The organism is Pseudomonas urmiensis (genome assembly GCF_014268815.2).
GTDB classification, from domain to species: Bacteria; Pseudomonadota; Gammaproteobacteria; order Pseudomonadales; family Pseudomonadaceae; genus Aquipseudomonas; species Aquipseudomonas urmiensis.
Genome location: NZ_JABWRE020000001.1, coordinates 1,473,468 through 1,493,241, shown reverse-complemented (window position 1 = coordinate 1,493,241; position 19,774 = coordinate 1,473,468). Strand labels below are relative to the sequence as shown.

Sequence of the window (19,774 nt, the reverse complement as noted above, 5' to 3'; positions counted from 1 at the left end):
CTGATTACGTCAGCCTCTATCGTTGTCCTTGGCGGGTCAGTCTCGATGCCATGCGTCTAGAGCACTTGCCTTGGGGAAGCTGGCAACCATTCTTGAAAACCCGCACCCGACTCCCCTCAGAAGCGTAGAACACCATACCGCCGGCCAGGTACTCCACATCGAAGGTGGCCGGCACATTGGCACCTTCAAGGAGGATTTTCACGGTGGCACGGCTTTCAATCCAGAACTCGCTGGAGGTTGGCTCGATGATAAGGAGCAGCCGCTTGGGAGCCCCATTGATAAATTGGAATTCTTGGCTGTTGTTCATTTAATTGCCTTCAAAGTGGTCTGACTCATCGCACAACTCCAACCTCTGCGCTGAGTCTGCGCGTGCCTCGTCTTACGGTCTCGAAGCAGAGCAAACCGCCTAATGCTGAGAATGCCATTAGCACAAGGAACATGCTGGTGGGTGCAGAGTAGGTAAGGAAGAACCCGCACAGAATCGGGCTGAGAGCGCCACCCAAGGCCGCGAGGTTTTGGGCGCCGTAATAGCTGCCACGAAGATGCTCTGGGGCGATGGTGTCGATGAACAGGTATTCGCCCGGCAGCACGATCATTTCACCCAGCGTGAATACAAACATTGCAATGCACCAACTGACGCTGTTCTCGGCGTACATGAAACCCAGTAGGCCACTGATGAAAAGCACCGAGCCGATGCCCATCCAGAATGCCAGGTGCTCTCGCTTGAGCAGGCGACCGAACTGATACTGCAAGACGATCACCGTGATCGCGTTACAAGCCAGCACCGCAGAGAGAATACTCATGGCATCGTCGGACGAATATTCAACCAGCAGATACTGCGACAGGTAGATGGTGAATCGGCCATGAACCACCGCATTGAGAAGGCTTCCCAGCGTGAACAGGATCAGGATGCGATCGCCTCTGAGGGTGGCTAACGTGGCGAGGAAGCTGGGAGGCTGAAGGGTGGCAGCTGCGTCTGAACGCTTGCTGGTGGGAACACCCTTCATCAGGAAGATGCTGAGAAAGGCGATGGCACTGGCTGTCCAGAAGGGGGCCATCGGCTGAACGCCAGCCAGGATTACGCCAAGCATCGGGCCAGTGGCATAACCGATATTGGTCAGGGTGTAACGCAGGGAAAAGGCCTTCGCTCGCTGCTCCACAGGCAGGTTGTCACTGAGAATGGCCTTGGAGCCAATGACGAACAATGCTGAGGCTGACTCGGTGATGATCAAGGCCAGCGCCGCGACATGCAGGTCATTGGCGAACGTCAACAGCAGGAATCCGATGGCGCCGGAAAGCATCGACAGGATGAGAAGCCGACGTTTCTCCAAACGATCCACTACGTAGCCGCCATACAGCCCCAGAAACGTACCAATGAACGCAGCAATGCCCACCAGCAGACCAACGTCATTCTGATTCAGCCCAAGCTGGGTGCTGATGAAAAGTGCCAGCAGAGGGCTTGTGACGGCGCGGCTGATAACGATGGTCAGCGAGCACACCATCAGGCGGCGAATGGCGAGCGGGTAAGTAGTCACAGAGATCATGCACGTCCTTGCGGTCATGGGTGGGGGCAAGACAACGCGGTGTTATCCGACCGAAAGCAATTCAGGAAGCTGCTCGGTGGTGTGCAGGTCTTCGAGGCTCAAAAGAAGATTGGCTAAGTGCGTGGCCTTCGGCAAAGGGAGCACGCGCACAGCCAAGCTATAAAATTTGTCCAACAGCGCCACATCGCTGATGGGGTTGCCTGGTGCGCCCAGCGCCAGCTCGACACACAGGCTGGCCTCGCGACCGTCATGAGTACGAAGGGTGACGATAGGTTCCCCGTCTTCGGACAGTGCGGAGTTCACGCTCAGGTGGATGCGCTCGAACCAGTGGCTAATCATCGAATGCTCGCGACACTTGTCTTCGTAAGCGTCCAGCCCTGCGTGGCCATAGGTGAGCCTCGCCGCGAGCGCATACGGTAGGCTCATTTGTGCGCTGGCCAGCGTTTCTATACGGGTATGGCCACACATGTCTTTGAGGAACGCGCACATCTCCACGCGCACCTCAGTGATCTCGTGAGGTGTGATCTCCAGTTGCTCCATGAGCAAACCCACAGCATCGATTGCAGCATGGGTGCCACGGCAGGAAGCATGGGGTTTGATGGAGCAACGCCCCAGTTTCCAGACCTTGCCCAGGGTTTCGTCCAAGGCTTGCGGTTCGGCATCGTCGCCAGCCAGGGTTTTAAGGAAGCCTCCCCACACGTCGTCGAACAAATAGGCCGGCCCAGTGATGCCTTGTTCGGCAAGCATGACCGCCAGCAAACCGCCTTCTGCTGCTCTGCCGGTATGCAGCTTTTTGGTTTGCGAGCCATCGTGGATGAACGCCCACAGTCCGCCGCTGAAACTGCCAGCGATGCCCAGTGCGCAGAGCGTCTGCGCCTGATCCAACCCGAAGATCCGCGCGCAAGCCGCTGCGGCACCAAAAACGCCGCAGGTGGACGTGGAGTGCCAACCGGCACCATTGTGTGCGGAGTAGCTCCCGCAGGCCTCGAGTACACGTCGGCCGACTTCATAGCCGATAACCACGGCCACCAGTAACTCTTTGCCGGAGACAGCCCTGTTGCTGGCCTGCAAGGCAGCCATTACGGCGGGCAACACAACAGCGCCGGAATGATCACAGCCACCGGCATCGTCCAGTTCCAAAGCATGGGCCGCTATACCATTCAACAAAGCTGCATTGCGTGGGCTGGCGCGGTGGTGGGTGCCCCAGAGCACGGTACTGCCTGAGGCTTCGTGCTGAATGAAAAGCTGGCAGGAGGCCTTGAATATGTCACTGGTGGCGCCCGCCAGAGTCGCCCCGAAGGTGTCCAGGATATGGCGTTTGGCTTTTTCTACCAGGGGCGGTGGTAGATCGTCGAACAGGGTCTCGACTACAAAACGGGCCAGTTTCTGTAGGCGCTCAGTCACAGTTGATGCTCCGTATAATGGCGTGCGTAAACAGCGGCAGGGTGGTCAAGGGGCAGCGCGGGGCCGGATTGCGCCCACCACTGCGCCACTTCTTCGGCAGTGGCGAACCAGACGTCCGGAAGCTGCTGAATCCCTTCCAGCAACTCGCGCAGGAGCCCGATGCGGCCCGGTGTTGCGATGATCTCCGGGTGCAGGCGCAGCACGTAGCAGAGGCCATAGCGATGAAACCCGGCGAAGTCCATCTGCAGGTTCTTCAGGGTGTGGCTGTAGGAGGCGATGCGCGATTGAGCGGGCGGCACTGCCGGGCTCAGGTTGAACGCGAAGTAGGGCTCGTCCTCCAGTTCGTAATGCAGGGGTAACTCAATTAACGGCGCGCCGCCGGGCGCCGACTGCAGGTGCGCATACGGCAGATCATCACCACGCAGGGACGACGACCAACGTATTCCTTGGCGGCGCATGGCTTCGGGGAAACCGGGAGCCCAATTGCCCGCAGGCACACGGAAACCTCGCGGCTTTTGCCCGCAGAGGCTGGCCAAGACGCTGCAGCCTCGCTCCAGTTCGAACGCCTGCTCGCAGAGGCTGAGCGAGTCATAGTCCTGATGTCGGTATCCGCAACAGGCGATTTCATGCCCGCCTTCGAGAATCGCATCGATCCGCTCAGGGTTCTGCTCGGCGACGATGCCGGGAATGCACCAAGAGCTACGAACCTGCAGATCGGCGAGGGTCTGCAGCAGGCGTGGCACACCACGTGTGGTGCCGTAGCGCCAGACTGACAGTGTTTTATCCCGACCTGCGACAGCAGGTGCTTGGGTGAGAATGCCGTGGGTATCGTTGTAGTCGACGGTCACGACTACGGCGCAGCGGTAGGGTGCCGGCCAGACTGGCAGCTCAGTCATTTCCGTGCTCCTTGAGCGTCCATTGGGCAACGTCGCGGCAGGTGGAGAACCAGACATCCTGACGTTGGCGCATATGTTCGAAAAGCTGCTCCAACAGTAAAAGCCGGCCAGGTTTTCCGGTGATCTTCGGATGCAACAGCGTGGTCAAGCACAGACCTTCATCCATGGCACCGTCGAACTCGCGGCACCAGTTGTCGAGGGTCAGCTCATAGCTCGCCGTCCGGTCCAGACCGCAGGGAAAGTCTGGGCGCTTGGTGTAAGCCAGGGAGGCGTAATCGTCGAGCTCCCAGTGGCCTGGGATTTCCACCAGCGGGCGAGCGTGGCCGGCAACGTTGATCAAATAGGGGCGATCATCGCCGCGCATACTACTGGAGTAGGTCACGCCGGCCTCCAGGAGCACTGCTGGGGTTTGGGCGTGCCAATCGCCGGAAGGGGTACGAAACCCTTCTGCACGCACGCCCAGCACGTTCCAGAAAACTTCCCGGCACTTGTCCAGCACTTGGCGTTGTACTTGCGGCTCCAGCGCAAAAAAGGATTCGTGCCTGTAGCCGTGGTAGGCCACCTCATGTCCCCTTTCGACAATCGCTTGGCACTGTCTGGGCCAATTCTCCACCACCCATGCGGGCACGAAGAACGTTGCCGGTATGCGCACGGCATCAAGCAGATCGAGGATACGTGGCAGGGCGCGATAGGGCCCGTAACTGCCAAAGCCGAAATATTCGGGCTTGCGCCAGATCGATCCGTCGAGCATTGCATCGCCGGTCGGACCGTCGACGTCGAAGGCCAGGGCCATGCAGGCCCTGCTTTCGCCGGGCCACTGAAGTGTTGTCGGAGAGGACATGGGTGGGCTCTTGGTTACTGGCCGTTGATAGTCACGCGCTCGACAGCGCCTTTCTCAAGGTCCCACTTCTTCAGGATGGCGTGGTAGCTGCCGTCGGCGATCATGCTTTGCAAAGCCTCGGCCACGGCTTTCGTCAGTTCAGGGTTGGCATTGCTCACGCCGAGCCCGGTGAACTGGGTGGAAATGGCAGGGCCCAGGGTCTTAAGGGAGTTTTTGTCCAGGGACATGATGTAGGGCAAGGTCTCACTGCCCTGCATGGCGGCGTCTATGCGACGTTGACGAAGTTGAGTACGAGCATCAGCGCTCCCTTCTGATCCCATCACAACAACCGCGGGCTTTCCTGCTGCTTCGCAGTTCGCTTTGCTCCACTCAGCGATCTCGTCTGGCCATGTTGTGGCTCGGCTCGTCCCCACTTTCTTCCCGCACAAGTCGGTTGTCTCGTTGAGGTCGGTGCGGCTCTGCAGGGTGTAAAACTGTGGTCCACTGACGAAGTAGTCAACGAACGTGATCGCCTTTTGCCGCTCCTTGGTGTCGGTCATGCCGGACAGGATGATGTCAACACGTTTTGTAGTCAGCGCGCTGATCATCTGTTCGAACGAGGTTTCCTGCCACTTTATCTTCACGCCAAGGCGCTCAGCCAGTGCGGTGCCCAGGTCATAGTCGAAACCGGTCAGCTCGTTGGTGGCCGGGTCTCTGAAGTCCATCGGCGGATAGTTGGGCTTGATCGCTGCAACGATTTCGCCTTTGGCTTTGATGGCTGCGGGGAGTTCTGCGGTTGCCTGTGCACAAACGGCAATGCCCATCAGTACGGAGGAGAGGATCAGCTTTTTCATGTACGACGTTCTCTTGAATTATTATTGGCGCCTAGGCGCGAACGGCAGAAATGAAGTTTTGAGTGCGTGGATTTTGTGGGGTTAACAGCACCTCTTCTGGGCTTCCGACCTCCACGACTTGGCCGGCATCCATGAACACCACGCGATTGGAAACCTCGCGGGCGAAACCCAGTTCGTGGGTTACAACAACCATGGTCATCCCCGTTTTAGCGAGATCACGCATGACCGAGAGCACCTCACCGACCAATTCCGGGTCGAGTGCGGAGGTGGGCTCGTCGAACAACATCAGCTTTGGCCGCATGGCCAGCGCCCGAGCGATGGCAACCCGCTGCTGCTGACCGCCGGAAAGCTGGATCGGGTAGTGATCGCGTTTATCAGCCAGCCCGACACGCGCCAGCAACTCAATGGCACCCTCTGTGGCCTCCTTGGGCGAGCGCTTCAAAACCTGGCACGGACCTTCAATGATGTTCTCCAGCACGGTCAGGTGCGGAAACAGGTTGAAGCGCTGGAAGACCATCCCGGTAACCAGGCGTTGGCGGGCGATCTGGGTCTCGTTCAGTTCGTAGAGCTTGCGGCCTACCATGCGGTAGCCCACCAGTTCGTCATCGACCCAAAGTGCGCCACTATCGACTTTTTCCAACTGGTTGATGCAGCGCAAGAAGCTGCTCTTGCCCGAGCCAGAAGGGCCGATGACACAGAGCACTTCACCTTGTTCGATTTCCAGGTTGATGTCTTTGAGGGCGTGGAAATCGCCGTAGTGTTTGTTCAGGCCGACGGCCTTGACGATGCTTCTCATAGGGATATCTCTCTGTGCGTGGCCGGTTAGGAGCGCTTACCTGCGCCTTTGGCAAAGTGACGTTCCAGGCGGCTCTGACCAAACGACAGGACAGTGACGACGGCGAGGTACCAAATACCCGCGACGATCAGCAGTTCCATTACGCGCGCGTTGGCGAAATAGATGTTCTGGGCGTTGTGCAGCAGTTCGGAGTACTGAATGACACTGGCCAGACTGGTCATCTTCACCATGCCGATGAACTCGTTACCCACTGGCGGGATGATGATCCGCATGGCCTGCGGCAAAATGATCCGTTTGAGTGCCTGAAGGCGCGGCATGCCGATGGACTTCGCAGCCTCATACTGGCCGGTGTCGACGGAGAGCAGGCCGGCGCGCACCACTTCGGCGGTGTAGGCGCCTTGGTTGATGCTCAGGCCGAGCAGGGCCGCAACAAATGGCGTCATCACACTCACAGTGTCGATCTGGAAGACGCCGGGAATGCTGATGACCGGGAAGATCAACGCAAGGTTGAACCAGAGTAAAAGCTGCAGAATCAGCGGTGTGCCGCGGAACAGCCAGGTGTAACCCAGGGCGACGTACTGCAGAATGGGGTTTTGCGACATTCTCATGATCGCCGTGATGACCCCGAAGATGATCCCCAGCGTCATGGCGAGCAGGGACATCAGAATGGTGTTCATCAGGCCGAACAGAATCGCTTTGGACGTCAGGAACTGGCCGACATAGGACCATTCGATCTGACCTTTGGCGAAGGCATTCCCAAGGCCGATTAACAGGACCACGAGCAATGTGGCGAAGAACATGCGCCCGTAGTATCGGCGTGGCACGTGTTCGTAATGGGCGATGTCGAATTGGTTTTCCTGTTGCTTGCGCTCGGCGACAAGACGTTGTGCTTGTAATTGACTCATGGTGTTGCTCCGAAGGCAGCACTGGAGGGCTGCGGCTAATCGGTCGATCTGGAAAGCACTACCCTGGGGTCGCGCTCCGTTTGGGCAAAACTCAGATGCGTGGGCCGGCGTAGTTGGCCGTCCACTCGCGCTGACCTTCCAAGGCCGATTTCAGCCGGGTGATTTGCTCCCGGACACGCTCTGGCGCTGTGCCGCCCCAGCCACTGCGAGCGGCGATGGCAGCCTCCAGAGTCAGGCTCTGCTTCACATCGGGGGTCAGTCGCCCATCGATGTCCGCCAACATGCTCGGGCTGGCTTCCCACAACTCGATGTCTTGCTCTTCACAGGCTCGTACCAGAGCACCGGTGATCTCGTGAGCTTCTTTGAAGGGCACGCCGCGTACCGCCAGCCAGTCGGCGACCTCGGTGGCCAAGGTGAAGCCCAGCGGCGCCTGGCGGCGCAGTTCGTCTGTGCGTACGCGCATGGTGCGGACCATACCCGCCATGGCGGGCAGGACCAGGCTCAGGGTTTCGACAGTGTCCAGGACTTCGTTCTTGTCTTCGGCAAGGTCCCGGTTGTAGGAAAGCGGCAGAGATTTCAGCGTAGAGAGCAACCCAGTCAGGTTGCCGATCAGACGGCCAGCCTTGCCGCGGGACAGCTCGGCGATATCCGGGTTCTTCTTCTGCGGCATGATCGAGCTACCGGTGGCATACGCGTCATCCAGGTCGACCCAGCGGAACTGGCGAGAGGACCACAGGCAAAACTCTTCCGATACTCGGGAAATGTTGATGCCCAGCATAGCGGTCACGAACAGGAATTCAGCGACATGGTCGCGGCTGGCCACGGCATCGATGGAGTTTTCACAGGGCGCGGTGAACCCCATCTCAACGGCGGAATGCTGAGGCTGACGGGCGATCGCCGAACCTGCCATGGCCGCTGCTCCCAGGGGCGACAGCGCAGTGCGCGCATCCCAGTCGACCAGGCGCTGGATGTCACGCAGCATGGCTTGAGCGTGCGCCAGCAACTGATGAGCAAAGGTAATCGGCTGGGCCTGCTGGAGGTGGGTAAAGCCAGGGCAGATGGTTTCGACGTGCTGTTCAGCTTGCTCAACCAAGGCGTCTTGCAGGTCCAGCACCTGCGATGCCAACTTGCGGGCGTGGTCACGCAGGAACAGCCGCAGATCATTGGAGGCTTGGTCATTGCGAGAGCGACCGGCGCGGATCTTGCCGCCAAGCGGCCCCAGGCGCTCAGTTAGCACGCGCTCGAGGAAGGTGTGCACGTCTTCGTCATCCAGCGAAGGGCTGAGCCGGCCGCCGCGAAATTCTTCTTCGATGGTATTGAGCGCTTCGAGCATGCGCTGGGTTTCAGTCTCGTCCAGCAACCCTGCACGTTGCAGTTCGCGGGTGTGTGCTCGAGAGCCTGCCAGGTCGTATGGGGCGAGCTGGAAGTAGCGCTCAGGGCAACGCGAGAGGGCTGCCAACGCCTCCGAAGGACCACTCTTGAAACGAGCACCCCAAAGGCGATCAGTAGGTTGAGTCATTATTATTGTTCCTCACTTTTTGAAATAGAACGGGCGAGATTAATACGGATAAGTACTATTCAGCGCGCGTAAATACTTGGGAATTACTGTGGAAGCAAGACGTGTTTGGCGAGAGTTTTTTGGCCGATAGGGCAGGATAAAACCTATTTAAATCAGTCGCTTGTGAAATAAACGGCTGATGTGAAGTTTGTTGCAATGCGCCGCTGCATGTGTTCATGATGATTAGGCCGGCTGATTTCTTGTTGTGGTGATCTAGCCTGTTGTATGCCGACTACGAGGTAAATAATCATCATGGAAACCTCACTTTCCACGCCCGGAAACCTGCCCGGAAAGACAGGAATCAGAGCGCCGATGGCGCTGAGCGGACAAGATTTCAAACTGCTGAAAGTCTTCAAAGCTGTTGTAGAAGCCGGGGGCTTTAGTGCAGCCCAGAACGAGCTGAATGTGGGCCTCGCGGCGATCAGTAAACAGATTTCGGACCTTGAAATTCGCATCGGAATGCGCCTGTGCAGCCGCGGTCGAGAGGGCTTCAGCCTGACGGACGAGGGCAAGGTGGTTTATCAGGCGTCCATCGACTTATTCAATTCGGTGGAAAACTTCCGAGACAGGATAAGTTCCACGAAAAATGAATTGATTGGGGACCTGAGTATCGGTGTCATTGATAACACGATATTTGATTCAGGCTCTCCGCTGATTGCGGCGATCAGAACGATGGCCGATGAGGCACCCAAGGTGAGGGTGCGATTGAGTGTTTCGCAGTTGGATGAAGTGGAGCGGGGCGTTGTCGAGGGGAGATTTGTTTCGGGTATCGTTCCAGTTTACCAGCGAAGGGAGGAATTTGATTATTTTGAAATGTACGAAGAAAAGTCGACACTGTATTGCGCTGTAGGGCATGAATTGTTTGAGAAGGTGGATGAAGAAATTGAGTTGGAACAGTTGAAAAAGTACAGCTTCGTCAATCATCGCTATGCCATACATGCAGCAAAAAGAGAGTTCTTTGACTACGATGAAAGTTCAACGTCTGCCACGCAGGTCGAAGCCGTCGCGATGCTGATCCTGACCGGCAGGTTCATCGGTTTTCTTCCATGCCATTATGCCAGTCAACTCGTCAAAGACGGGCGTTTGCGGGCTATTCGCCCAGATGTCGTTAAATTGTTGACGCCCTTCAGCCTAATCTTGCGCCATAACGCGCCACGCAGTCCGCTGGTCAAAGCATTTGCGGACTTTATGAACATTGACCTAAAACTCGCGATAACAGGGTAATGCTTTCGATGACTACCAACTCCAACCCCCAGAGCAACGTTTCAATTACGTCGACGTCCTCGACACTATGCGACAGGCCGAATATTGTTCTGATCGGAACAGGCGGCACCATCGCTTCGTCAGCGGGAAGTGCTACGGAACTACAGGGTTACAAGGTGACCGCCTCAATCGATGAGGTACTGGCTGCTGTTCCAAACGTCAATGATTTGGCCAAGATCCGCTGCGAACAGGTGGTCAATGTTGAAAGCCACCAGATCGATAACCTGATACTGTTGCACATTGCCAAACGAGTCGACGAACTGCTGAAATTGCCAGACGTCGACGGAGTGGTGATTACCCACGGTACTGACACGCTGGAAGAAACCGCTTACTTCCTGAACTTGACGCTTAAGAGCACGAAACCCGTGGTCATGGTCGGCGCAATGCGGCCCGCAACCGCATTGAGCGCAGATGGCCCACTTAATCTGTATAACGCATTTCGTCTGGTCACTACACCGTGTGCTTCTGGCAAAGGTGTCCTTATAATGCTCAATGACCGAATCGGCTCGGCACGCAGTATGACCAAGGCGAGCACTACCGGCGTCGACGCGTTTCGTTCTGTCGGGCAGGGCTATCTTGGAGAAATCGTAGGAAATGTCGTGCATTTCTACAGTGGTCCTACGCATGCGCATACAGGGGAAAGCGAATTTTTCCTCGATGCGATCGAAAGTTTGCCTCAAGTCGATATCATTTATGACCACCAAGGTGCCGGCGCGCATCTGTATCATGCTGCAATCGCTGCGGGGGCACAGGGAATTGTTTTGGCAGCGACGGGCAATGGCAGCCTCTCACCATCGGCTCGCGCGGGGGCTGAAGAGGCTGTTCGTAATGGTGTGCTATTTGTACGTTCCAGCCGGGCTGGAGACGGGATCGTAACAGGCTCGGCTGATGATGAGACTCTTGGGCTCGTTACCGCGAACTCCCTTAACCCGCAGAAAGCGCGAATACTTTTGATGCTTGCCTTGGGCAAAACCCGTGATTTTCGGATCGTCCAAGGCTATTTTGATCGCTACTAATTGAGATGTGGCAATCCGAAAGTAAGGGGCCGGCGAACACAACTTCCGAATCCAGGCATTAAGGACGATGGTGGCCACATAAACGTGGACACCATCGCCCTTATCGCAAGGATCACCAAGCGCCAGCGCAACTCTTATCCAAAATCGTTCAAGGCCCAGGTCGCTCAGGAATGCCTACAGCCCGACGTATCGATTGCCAGCATCGCTTTACGTCACGGCATTAACGCGAACCTGGCCCGCAAGTGGATACCGCTTTACCGCGATCATCCACCATCTGCACTGCCGGCGTTCACTCCAGCTTGAAAGACATCTGGCGAAACAAGCCAAGCTCGAATTTGCCCTCAGTGCGCTCGAGTAATTGCAGCTATCTTACACTGCCACCGCTGGTGATGTGGCAGACCTCTCCACGCTCAACGACAAGCTGAAAACGCCACTGGATTCCTCAACATCACATCCGAGGCCTCTGAAGTCATCCACAACGTGCTGATCGGCGGAATGCTCGAGACCACATATCGCTCCACAACGCTCACATAACCTCCCCGAATACGATGACCCAGACTGCTCGCAATGGCTCTGGGTATCGGAGGGGCGTTTTCAAAGCGTAATGATGCAAGGAGGGATCGCGTCAAAACCCGTCGCTATCGTGTATTTACACCGGAACCATCAACTGGAACCGTTGTCACCAACATTGGATACGTAAATTGGAACCCGGCTCGCTCGACGGGGCCTGTACGCACGCCTCCGCCAGCGATTCTAGGACGAACGCAGCTGGAGGCTGTGTGCCATGATTTCAATCAGAAGCTCCTACCACCCGATTGATGCCGCAATTTTGTGGTGTGGCCTTGCCGCCTACCAAGACGAGATCTTGCGCGTCGACGCGTCCCAACCGGGTTGCCTACGAAAGCATTTTCCGCAGTGGCCGTCGCTGCAAAGACACCTTGAGTGCATCTGCGATGCGATCATCTGTGGCGAGCTCCCCGCGACTTATTTAGGGCGCCCGATCACTTCTGACCACCAAGTGCATCATGAGTATTGCTCAGTACGGCGTGCTGACCTAGTGGCCTGGTTCCTACGTAATTTCCCTGATCAGAGACCTGCATTCCTGTTCCCTCCAAATCTGGATCATTCAGAATGCATCAGCTTGAACGCTCACTTGGTGCAGGAAGCAGAAATTGACGCTTCCCAGCGCACCATTGAAAAGCTGCGCCAAGAGCTCGCAGCCACTACCGAAGAAATGGCAACGCTTGTGAGCGCCAACAGAGAGCTGTCAGAACGGTTGGAGGCCTGCGGCATACCCTCTGAGACCTCCGAGTGTATGCATAACACGCTCGTGGGCGCCGTACTGGAAGTCACGTTGGGCAAATCGAACAGCGGCCAGGTGCAGTCCATCTATCCAAGCCAGGCAGCCTTGGTCGAGGAGATCACCCGCCGTTTCCCGGGAGTCAGCGGCCTGAGCAAAAGTACCCTTGATCGGAGATTTGCCGAGGCTCGCCGCCATTTCGCCCAGGCTTTCCGGGCATGACGCAGCATTGTCAGGCAATGCCCGCCATTGCCTGACAATGTTTTTTCGCCTCGATGAGCCTTCACTGACTGTCACATCCCACCACGCACCACCCGGCGCTAAGGAGTGACATCATGCAACCGACCTGCCCTTCCCCCCTCAATGCCGACCGCCACATCATGCGCCGCGATGAAGTGGAGCAGAAAACCGGCTTCAAACGTTCGCACATCTACAACCTGATGAAGGCCGGCCAGTTTCCGCAGTGTCGACGCATAGGCACCCGCGCCGTAGGCTGGGATTCGCTGGAAATCGAGCAGTGGGTTCAAGACCGGCTGTCCAGCGGGAACTGAATGATGGACGTCCTTTCGCTCATCTCAACCAAGGGCGGGGCGGGCAAGACCACCGTCGCCGCTAACCTGGGTGGATTGCTCGCCGATGCCGGCCTTCGTGTATTGCTGCTGGATTTGGACAGCCAGCCCACCCTGTCCAGTTACTACAGCTTGAGGGAACCCCGTGAAGCGGGTAGCTACGAACTCATCGCACAGGGGCTTACGACGGCAGACTTGGTGATTTCCAGTACCGTCATTCCACGCCTGGACTTGATCGTATCCAACGACCGCGCCGGGCACATCAGCACTCTGCTGTTACACGCAGCCGATGGCCGCCTGCGGCTGCGTAACCTGCTGTCCGCATTCGAGGATGAGTACGATGTGTTGATCATCGATACCCAAGGTGCACGCAGCGTCGTGGTCGAGATGGTGATCCTTGCTACCGACTGCGCGCTGTGCCCGGTACCACCGGAAATGCTTGCTGCACGCGAACTGCGCCGCGGCACGCTGGGTCTGTTCGAAGAATTGGAGCCCTACCGCTACCTGGGGGTCGCCTTGCCGTCAGTAAAGCTGCTGCTCAACCAGGTCAATGCCAATCGCCGCGACACCCGCTTGATCATGCAGAGCCTGCAAGCTTCCTTTCAAGCGGATCCGCATGTCACCGTTTGCACCACGACGATTCCCGACCGCGTGGCCTACACAAATGCCGCCTCGCTGGGGCTTCCTGTGCACCGAGTGGAACCCACGCCAACTTCTGGTAGCCGCAGTCCTTGCGCTGCCCAGGTAATGCACGCACTGGCAGTCGAGCTCTTTCCTCAGAGGGCCGAACATCTTCTGGCCTTGGAAGTGCACGTGCCAAACCAAAAGTCTGCTGGGCACGACCTCGTACGTCGCGGATAAACGGAGGATGGGTAATGAAACCGCCAACGTCCGAAGACATTACGCGTCAGCTGCAGCAGGCACATTTTCCACAAAACCGCGGCCGCGAGGTTTCGTCCGTACCAATCGCTGATACCCCGATGGTGGTCAGCCTTGAGCAACTGCGCCCGTACGAGCTGAACCCACGCGTGGTGCGCAACCCTCTTTACGACGACATCAAGGCTTCGATCCGCGAACGTGGGCTGGACCAGCCACCGTCCATCACACGCCGCCCTAGCGAACCGCATTTCATCATCCGTAACGGTGGCAATACGCGCCTGAGTATCCTTGGCGAACTCTGGCAGGAAACCCGCGAAGAACGTTTTTTCCGCATCCACTGCCTGTTCCGGCCTTGGCAGTCCGAGGCGCATACATTGCTCGGGCACCTGGCCGAAAGCGATCTGCATGGACAGCTCACCTTCATTGAGCGGGCGCTGGCGGTGGCGCAACTGCAGGGCATGCTTCAGGGGAGTGATGAATCACTGAGTCAACGCGAGCTCTCTTTACGCCTGAGCCAAGGCGGCTATCCGATCTCACAATCGCAGATCAGCCGCATGTTCGACACGCTTGAGTACCTGCTCCCTGCAATCCCTCAAATTCTGTACGCCGGTCTCGGCAAACCTACCATCGCACGGCTCATCAGCTTGAGACGGCGGGCGGAATCAATCTGGAACCAGCACTTCGGCGACGCCCTACAGTTCGTGCAGCTCTGGCTCGAAGTACTGTCGATGTATGACAGTGATAAGCCAGAGCTGGATACGGGCGAGTTGCAGGACGAACTGCTGGCCAGGATGTCGGAGATCCTCAAGCAGACACCTCGACTGCTGGCCCTGGAGTTGCACCAGGAACACCAACCCTCGCCGCTTCAGTCGAGTACCGCCCCGCGCCTGCTCCAGGACCTACCCCCCGATGCAACGCCAGAGTCATTGTTTATGGAAGAGGTCCCCAAACCAGCGTCCGAATTTCCCAGCGCTGATAAGGAAGATAGTGACGGCGACCCACCCCCGTTTCAAACGCCACGTCTTCCCCACATCCGCCAGGCACTGATTGACGAACCGCCGCGGGGTGAAAAGTCAGACGCACCTGAACTTGTTCATGTACCGGTTGACTCGGCACCACTCCAGACTTTGGTAGAGGATGACCTTATCACTTTGCGTAAGCGCTGCGCCACGCTGGCCTCCGAACTAGCCGCGTATGCCGATGCCCATGCCATGGTCAGCCCACATGCGGATGGCCTGGGTTTCACACTGGCACCCGAACACCGCGAACAGATGAGTGCCCGTCACACCGGCATTCAACTGCTGCTATCAGCGCTGCTACGGCTGCAGGAAGACGTCAGCTGGAAAGAGCGCCAACAGTTACCCTCCGCCCTCTTCGGACAACTGCTGATTGGTGCCTATGACCTCCCCTGTGCCGAGCGACCTGCGCTCACGGTGGGTCTCGAGCGACTCCCCGACGCCCAACTCGAGCAACTGTTCACACTGATTCGCCACGCCCGGCAGCTCATTCAGCTGACGCTGTCGACCACTCGTTAACGTGAGGAGTTGCCTCATGAGCACGACCTTCAATCTGTTGAACCATGCCATGTTGAACCAGGTGCTGCATGAGCTGCGCCATGGCCGGCTGCAGCGCTGCAAAGCCCTGGGGCTGGCCGATGAGGACATCGAGGTGTTGCAGTCTCTGCCGCCGACCACCCTTTCGCACCTGGCGCATTCGTCGATCGCCTGGGTGGAAGTAAAGGTCGATACCACGGTGCTGCGTCGCCTGATCGCCCAGGCCGAACGTGACGAGCAGAACGAACGGCTGATCAACCGGGCGCTTAAGCTCGGAGCGAGCTCCAACATCATGTACCGCTGCTTTGGTCTGGACCACTCGGAAACCGCCTTGCGCCGACGCGTGCTGAAGATCGAGACCCACCGCGGCCGACCGGTTCAGCTGAGCGAAGCCCAAGAGCATGCGGTGTGGAACCGATGGAGCCAACTGCGGGCGGAGGACCCTGACAATGACCCTCTGGACACGATGATGATGCTGGCCGAGGAACAACACATCACGCTGACCCTGGTCTGGCAGCAGGTCGAACTGTACGGAGGTGCACCGTGCTGAGTTTCTACGAAGTCGACTGGCAGGACGTGGTGCGCCAGTGCTACGACGCACTGCGCCGGCGAAATGAATGGCAAGCGGCGCAGGCCAAGCTGGCCGAGGCCGATGAGACGCCAGCGGTGCGCACCATCTACTACGGCGACAACAATCCGCTGCCGATGGAGCTGCTGCTGGATCGTCGACTGACACCCCTGGAACGCAATACCTGGCAGGTGCTGCGCTGGCTCATCACCGAGCGCAAGGTCAGAACCCCGCGCTACCAAGACCTGCAACCGTATCTAGCCACCAGTCCGTGCGGCACCCAAGCCTCACGCGAGACCATCGCCCGCGCACTCAATGTCTTGCGCACCACTCGCTGGCTTAGCCTGGTCGACCGCTCACGTGATGCCCAGGGCTGCCTGCGTGGCTGTGTCTACGTGCTGCACGGCGATCCGTTGACCCCGGCCGAGCAGCTCGAACTCGACAACGGCTATGCGACACTGCTGCAGCAGAATCTCAGCCACGCCACCAAAGGCGTGCGGGATGTGACACAGCACGTCATTGAAGAAATCCAGGCCGATACGCAGGTGGCCCGGGTCGACAAGGATCGGCTAGTAGCAGCTGAACCGCCGGTGCAACAGCAGACGCTGCCGCTGACGTGTAGCGATATGGGAAATTCCGAACCTGGCGAGCGTCACACCGTTCGGGATTTTGGCGCCGCAGTAACTGATTCCGAACCCTGCGGCAAAGCACCGGTTTCAGCTGATGTTCGGAATGCCGACGCTGGCCGTACAGTACAGAAAGACAAAAGCAAAAAAAGTACGGTACTGGGGCAAGTGGAATTTGGTCGAGCGCGATGGCCCGAAGACTTACCGCTAAACCCGACCGAGCGACGCATGGCCTCCCAGGCGATGCGTCAGCTCGAGCCGGAACAGCAACAAGCGGTAATCAACGAAGCAGCGGTGCGCTGTGCCCGCGGAGAGATCCGCAAACCGGTCGCCTACCTGATGGGTTTGATCAAACGCGCTTGTCAGGGTGAATTCACCTTGTGGGCCGCCCGCGCTGAAGCGTCGGCCTCGGCGCCCGCCTCTTCGCGGACGGCGATGTTCGAACGTTTGTCGCAGCCATCCAGCGAACCACCTCGCCGCAGCGGTCAGCGTACTGCCTCTCCCCTGGCCCTCTCCTGCCTCGAGGAGCTGAAGCAACGCTGTCGCGGGGTCAGTGCGCCGACGTAGGCTGGACGTCGGTGGAATCAATGCCAATGCGATCATTTCCAGCGACGTCCACAGCCGGAAAAATGTGACCTGATCATCTTCGTGTTGATGCTCGTAGACCTTCACGGATTAGGCCATCGTCGGCGTCATTCCGACGGCGAGGTACTGGCGATGGCCGATCACTACCAACTCAACCTGGGGTCCCTGCGTAGCAGCATCACCCTGACCCTGCACACCCATCATGCGGCGCGGCTGTGGCAGGGTCGCTCCCGGCGCGAGGGCGTGCATCCCATCCTCGGCATGCCTGGCTACATCGCCGTCACCAATCTGCTCAAGCAAGCCAGCAGCCAGGATGACCCCTACGCCGACTGGTTCATGCTGCAGCTGGAAGAAAAGCTGCTGCAGACCAAGGCCGAGGTGCGCAATTTGGTCCACCAGGTCAGCCAGGTGGAGCGCGACCTGCCCACCCAGGTCGATGTCGGTGACAACCTCAATATCCACCCGGTGACGCTGCCGCTGTACATCGGCAGCCAGCTCGGTTTTCTCGCGGTCTACCTGCTCACCGATTACGACACCCTGGTCCGTCGTGTTCTGCTCGCCCACCACACCGCGCTGATCGGCCGGGTCGACATGGAAAGCTGGATTGATGGCGGGGCCCATCACCTACGCAGCCTGCTCGGCCTGGCCCAGAACTACCGCCTGGCGGGCGTCACTCGGGGTGATATGGCCGCCAACAACGCCCGGGCCCGTGAAGCCCTCGAGAAGTTTGGCACGCCGCCCTTGGATATTCTGGAAGGCACCCGCCGCTCCCAGTTCGCGCCTCCGATTGTGCGCACCAGCGCGGGCTCTCTAACTGAGCCGCCTGAATCGCTGGAGGCCGAGGCCCCACCTCTACCGGATGTCTCCGACGAAGGGGGTGAGGCATGACCTTGGCTGAGGCGATTGCCCGACGCTTGTCGACGGATGCCTATCGCGAGTTCGCACAAGGTGCCTCCCTAAAAGGCCTTTTAAAGCCTTTTAAGGGTAAGGGGGAGCTGCAGCAGTTCGCCGACACGATCCTGCGCCTGCGCACCCAGGTCGCCGAGCTGATGGGGGTGATGCTGGCGATCATGGCGCAACCGCCATTCGTTTTGCTGGACCTGCGACTGGTCATCCAGCACAGCGCGACGGGCACCGACTTCCTGCGCTGGCGCAGTCCGGACTTTCAGCGCATGGGCGTGCAGGTGTGGCAGGCAGCAGTGGTTCATCCGCACCTGCACCCGGAGCTGCGGCAGGCGCTGTATCAACTGGAGACCAACCGCGTGGTGCTGAACCTGCAGATGAGCAGCCTGCAATCGCTGTATCGCCAAGCCAGTAGCGGGGTCTGCAAGCTCGAGGCCGCCGAACACGCCCTTTCCTGTTCCCCCACCGAGGAGTAGCCCCATGAGTACGTTATTTGTTGGCGAAGGCAACATCGGCAACGTGCCGGAATTTCAGGAGTTCAACACCAACCCGGATGAACCGCGGCGCTTGCTGCGGTTAAACGTCTACTTCGACAACCCGGTGCCGCGTGAAGGTGGTTACGAAGACCGCGGCGGCTACTGGGCCCCGGTCGAGTTGTGGCACCGCGACGCCGAGCACTGGAGCACCTTGTACCAGAAAGGCATGCGGATCCTGGTTGAGGGCCGCACGGTCAAGGAGGAATGGGAGGACAGCGAGGACAACGCGCGGGTGACCTTCAAGGTGGAGGCTCGGCGCATCGGCATCCTGCCGCACCGCCTGGCGTCGGTGTCCATGCGTGAAAAAGCGCAGGAAAACGCCGGTTCCGGACGCAAGGGGGGCGGCAAGAAAGCCCCACGCAAGGCCGGTTGATCAGGTGGTACTCATTGGAGCAAGCGCCCGCCGCGCGATACCACTGGGGTTCGTACGCCCTGCTCGGCGGGCAATCCCGGCTATCGGCCGCTGTTCAGTTCCGTCGCGACCTCCCTTCCCCATCGCCGTGCAACACGTGCGATACCTCTGCCAGGTACTGGTCCAGGGCAAGGAACGCCTGCCAGTGCTCCGGGCTCTCCTGAACCCAGGCGATCAACGTGGCACGCGCCTCGGCATTGTCCGGTTCCAGGTGGGTGGCCATGAATAACTCGTAGGCCTTGATCGCTAGCGCATCCGTCTGACTCTGGTTTGATCCGTGCAAGGGCTTGCCTCCGTAGTGACGGGCGGGTCTTACAGGTATTTTCGGTGATACGCCTCATAGGGTTGGCAGTCAACCTTTCAGGTCGTTCATATCTTTGGGTGGCTGGTCGACCATATGGGTCGAATTGGAGAGTGCCCCCATTGCCAGTGAAAGAGCCTAGCCCACATCACATTGGTCGCCAGCTGGCGAAGTATCGTCGCGCCCGCGATCTGACCCAGGCGAAGGTGGGCGAGCACCTGGGGATCTCCGGTGAAGCCGTGTCGCGGCTCGAACGTGGCGAGGTCGAGCTCTCAGTCAGTAAGCTGCTGCGATTGGCCGACCTGTATGGCTGCCCTGCCGATGAGTTGCTGTTGGCCATCAGTCCGCGCCCGCAGGATCAGGGTCAGCAGATCACCTCGATCATCAAGGAACTGAGCGAAGCGGATAAGCAGTTTGCCCTGCAGTTTCTGCAAACGCTGGCCAGCCACCTCGCACAGCGCAAATAGCCCTTTCCCCGCCGATATG

At 58.6% G+C, this 19,774-nt stretch carries 23 protein-coding genes; 13 read left to right on the top strand and 10 right to left on the bottom strand.

Annotated features, from left to right (window positions below; translation table 11 throughout):
• Positions 1-16: 16 nt before the first annotated feature.
• The 9 genes from HU737_RS06620 to argH form a co-directional block, all read right to left on the bottom strand.
• Entirely contained in the window at positions 17-307 is a 291-nt protein-coding gene (locus tag HU737_RS06620) for a hypothetical protein (RefSeq protein ID WP_186556062.1), read from the bottom strand.
• A gap of 25 nt (positions 308-332) precedes the next feature.
• Entirely contained in the window at positions 333-1,535 is a 1,203-nt protein-coding gene (locus HU737_RS06615) for an MFS transporter (protein WP_186556137.1), read from the bottom strand.
• Positions 1,536-1,586: 51 nt separating this feature from the next.
• A complete protein-coding gene (locus HU737_RS06610; RefSeq protein WP_186556063.1) occupies positions 1,587-2,948 on the bottom strand; it encodes an MmgE/PrpD family protein in 1,362 nt (453 codons plus the stop codon).
• Positions 2,945-3,844, bottom strand: a complete 900-nt coding sequence (locus HU737_RS06605) for a polysaccharide deacetylase family protein (RefSeq protein WP_186556064.1) — start codon at positions 3,842-3,844, stop codon at positions 2,945-2,947. The genes HU737_RS06610 and HU737_RS06605 overlap by 4 nt, the downstream gene beginning before the upstream one ends.
• Entirely contained in the window at positions 3,837-4,685 is an 849-nt protein-coding gene (locus HU737_RS06600; RefSeq protein WP_186556065.1) for a polysaccharide deacetylase family protein, read from the bottom strand. The genes HU737_RS06605 and HU737_RS06600 overlap by 8 nt, the downstream gene beginning before the upstream one ends.
• A 14-nt stretch (positions 4,686-4,699) precedes the next feature.
• Positions 4,700-5,518 carry an ABC transporter substrate-binding protein gene (locus tag HU737_RS06595; RefSeq protein ID WP_186556066.1) on the bottom strand — a complete coding sequence of 273 codons (819 nt, stop codon included), beginning with the start codon at positions 5,516-5,518 and terminating at the stop codon, positions 4,700-4,702.
• Positions 5,519-5,549: 31 nt separating this feature from the next.
• Positions 5,550-6,314 carry an amino acid ABC transporter ATP-binding protein gene (locus tag HU737_RS06590; protein WP_186556067.1) on the bottom strand — a complete coding sequence of 255 codons (765 nt, stop codon included), beginning with the start codon at positions 6,312-6,314 and terminating at the stop codon, positions 5,550-5,552.
• 26 nt (positions 6,315-6,340) lie between these two features.
• Positions 6,341-7,219, bottom strand: coding sequence for an amino acid ABC transporter permease (locus tag HU737_RS06585; RefSeq protein ID WP_186556068.1), 879 nt, complete (start codon positions 7,217-7,219; stop codon positions 6,341-6,343).
• A 91-nt stretch (positions 7,220-7,310) separates the two neighbouring features.
• Positions 7,311-8,738, bottom strand: a complete 1,428-nt coding sequence (gene argH / locus HU737_RS06580; RefSeq protein ID WP_186556069.1) for an argininosuccinate lyase — start codon at positions 8,736-8,738, stop codon at positions 7,311-7,313.
• A gap of 291 nt (positions 8,739-9,029) precedes the next feature.
• On the opposite strand from argH, the gene HU737_RS06575 reads away from it, so the two are divergent.
• The 12 genes from HU737_RS06575 to HU737_RS06520 all read left to right on the top strand — a co-directional run bounded on the left by HU737_RS06575 (position 9,030) and on the right by HU737_RS06520 (position 18,948).
• Positions 9,030-10,001, top strand: a complete 972-nt coding sequence (locus HU737_RS06575; protein WP_186556070.1) for a LysR family transcriptional regulator — start codon at positions 9,030-9,032, stop codon at positions 9,999-10,001.
• Between the two features lie 8 nt (positions 10,002-10,009).
• Positions 10,010-11,056, top strand: a complete 1,047-nt coding sequence (locus tag HU737_RS06570; protein WP_202885262.1) for an asparaginase — start codon at positions 10,010-10,012, stop codon at positions 11,054-11,056.
• An 84-nt stretch (positions 11,057-11,140) separates the two neighbouring features.
• The gene (locus tag HU737_RS06565) at positions 11,141-11,359 is read left to right on the top strand and encodes a transposase (protein WP_258641799.1); all 219 of its coding nucleotides are present in this window, start codon (positions 11,141-11,143) and stop codon (positions 11,357-11,359) included.
• A 481-nt stretch (positions 11,360-11,840) separates the two neighbouring features.
• Positions 11,841-12,578, top strand: coding sequence for a hypothetical protein (locus HU737_RS06560; RefSeq protein WP_186556072.1), 738 nt, complete (start codon positions 11,841-11,843; stop codon positions 12,576-12,578).
• Positions 12,579-12,691: 113 nt separating this feature from the next.
• Positions 12,692-12,907 carry an AlpA family transcriptional regulator gene (locus HU737_RS06555; RefSeq protein ID WP_186556073.1) on the top strand — a complete coding sequence of 72 codons (216 nt, stop codon included), beginning with the start codon at positions 12,692-12,694 and terminating at the stop codon, positions 12,905-12,907.
• Positions 12,908-12,910: 3 nt separating this feature from the next.
• A complete protein-coding gene (locus HU737_RS06550; protein ID WP_186556139.1) occupies positions 12,911-13,786 on the top strand; it encodes a ParA family protein in 876 nt (291 codons plus the stop codon).
• Positions 13,787-13,800: 14 nt separating this feature from the next.
• A complete protein-coding gene (locus HU737_RS06545; protein WP_186556074.1) occupies positions 13,801-15,339 on the top strand; it encodes a ParB family protein in 1,539 nt (512 codons plus the stop codon).
• Positions 15,340-15,355: 16 nt separating this feature from the next.
• Positions 15,356-15,907 (top strand): DUF2857 domain-containing protein, encoded by a 552-nt coding sequence (locus HU737_RS06540; RefSeq protein WP_089230149.1) that lies wholly within the window; start codon positions 15,356-15,358, stop codon positions 15,905-15,907.
• Positions 15,901-17,118: an STY4528 family pathogenicity island replication protein gene (locus HU737_RS06535; RefSeq protein WP_186556075.1), complete on the top strand. Its 1,218-nt coding sequence runs from the start codon at positions 15,901-15,903 to the stop codon at positions 17,116-17,118. The genes HU737_RS06540 and HU737_RS06535 overlap by 7 nt, the downstream gene beginning before the upstream one ends.
• 150 nt (positions 17,119-17,268) lie before the next feature.
• Positions 17,269-18,024, top strand: a complete 756-nt coding sequence (locus HU737_RS06530; protein WP_186556076.1) for a PFL_4669 family integrating conjugative element protein — start codon at positions 17,269-17,271, stop codon at positions 18,022-18,024.
• The gene (locus HU737_RS06525) at positions 18,021-18,515 is read left to right on the top strand and encodes a DUF3158 family protein (RefSeq protein ID WP_186556077.1); all 495 of its coding nucleotides are present in this window, start codon (positions 18,021-18,023) and stop codon (positions 18,513-18,515) included. Before HU737_RS06530 ends, HU737_RS06525 begins: the two co-directional genes overlap by 4 nt.
• A 4-nt stretch (positions 18,516-18,519) precedes the next feature.
• Positions 18,520-18,948, top strand: a complete 429-nt coding sequence (locus HU737_RS06520) for a single-stranded DNA-binding protein (protein WP_186556078.1) — start codon at positions 18,520-18,522, stop codon at positions 18,946-18,948.
• Positions 18,949-19,042: 94 nt separating this feature from the next.
• Here the strand turns inward: HU737_RS06520 and HU737_RS06515 are convergent, their stop codons facing one another.
• Entirely contained in the window at positions 19,043-19,270 is a 228-nt protein-coding gene (locus HU737_RS06515; protein ID WP_101320518.1) for a hypothetical protein, read from the bottom strand.
• 140 nt (positions 19,271-19,410) lie between these two features.
• On the opposite strand from HU737_RS06515, the gene HU737_RS06510 reads away from it, so the two are divergent.
• The gene (locus HU737_RS06510; protein ID WP_186556140.1) at positions 19,411-19,755 is read left to right on the top strand and encodes a helix-turn-helix domain-containing protein; all 345 of its coding nucleotides are present in this window, start codon (positions 19,411-19,413) and stop codon (positions 19,753-19,755) included.
• Positions 19,756-19,774: the final 19 nt, after the last annotated feature.

Coding starts and splice junctions, on each gene's coding strand:
- HU737_RS06585 (WP_186556068.1), bottom strand. CDS start 7,219: ATGAGTCAATTACAAGCACAACGTCTTGTCGCCGAGCGCAAGCAACAG.
- HU737_RS06595 (WP_186556066.1), bottom strand. CDS start 5,518: ATGAAAAAGCTGATCCTCTCCTCCGTACTGATGGGCATTGCCGTTTGT.
- HU737_RS06550 (WP_186556139.1), top strand. CDS start 12,911: ATGGACGTCCTTTCGCTCATCTCAACCAAGGGCGGGGCGGGCAAGACC.
- HU737_RS06530 (WP_186556076.1), top strand. CDS start 17,269: ATGGCCGATCACTACCAACTCAACCTGGGGTCCCTGCGTAGCAGCATC.
- HU737_RS06525 (WP_186556077.1), top strand. CDS start 18,021: ATGACCTTGGCTGAGGCGATTGCCCGACGCTTGTCGACGGATGCCTAT.
- HU737_RS06605 (WP_186556064.1), bottom strand. CDS start 3,844: ATGACTGAGCTGCCAGTCTGGCCGGCACCCTACCGCTGCGCCGTAGTC.
- HU737_RS06620 (WP_186556062.1), bottom strand. CDS start 307: ATGAACAACAGCCAAGAATTCCAATTTATCAATGGGGCTCCCAAGCGG.
- HU737_RS06570 (WP_202885262.1), top strand. CDS start 10,010: ATGACTACCAACTCCAACCCCCAGAGCAACGTTTCAATTACGTCGACG.
- HU737_RS06575 (WP_186556070.1), top strand. CDS start 9,030: ATGGAAACCTCACTTTCCACGCCCGGAAACCTGCCCGGAAAGACAGGA.
- HU737_RS06600 (WP_186556065.1), bottom strand. CDS start 4,685: ATGTCCTCTCCGACAACACTTCAGTGGCCCGGCGAAAGCAGGGCCTGC.
- HU737_RS06545 (WP_186556074.1), top strand. CDS start 13,801: ATGAAACCGCCAACGTCCGAAGACATTACGCGTCAGCTGCAGCAGGCA.
- HU737_RS06560 (WP_186556072.1), top strand. CDS start 11,841: ATGATTTCAATCAGAAGCTCCTACCACCCGATTGATGCCGCAATTTTG.
- HU737_RS06555 (WP_186556073.1), top strand. CDS start 12,692: ATGCAACCGACCTGCCCTTCCCCCCTCAATGCCGACCGCCACATCATG.
- HU737_RS06520 (WP_186556078.1), top strand. CDS start 18,520: ATGAGTACGTTATTTGTTGGCGAAGGCAACATCGGCAACGTGCCGGAA.
- HU737_RS06590 (WP_186556067.1), bottom strand. CDS start 6,314: ATGAGAAGCATCGTCAAGGCCGTCGGCCTGAACAAACACTACGGCGAT.
- HU737_RS06540 (WP_089230149.1), top strand. CDS start 15,356: ATGAGCACGACCTTCAATCTGTTGAACCATGCCATGTTGAACCAGGTG.
- argH (WP_186556069.1), bottom strand. CDS start 8,738: ATGACTCAACCTACTGATCGCCTTTGGGGTGCTCGTTTCAAGAGTGGT.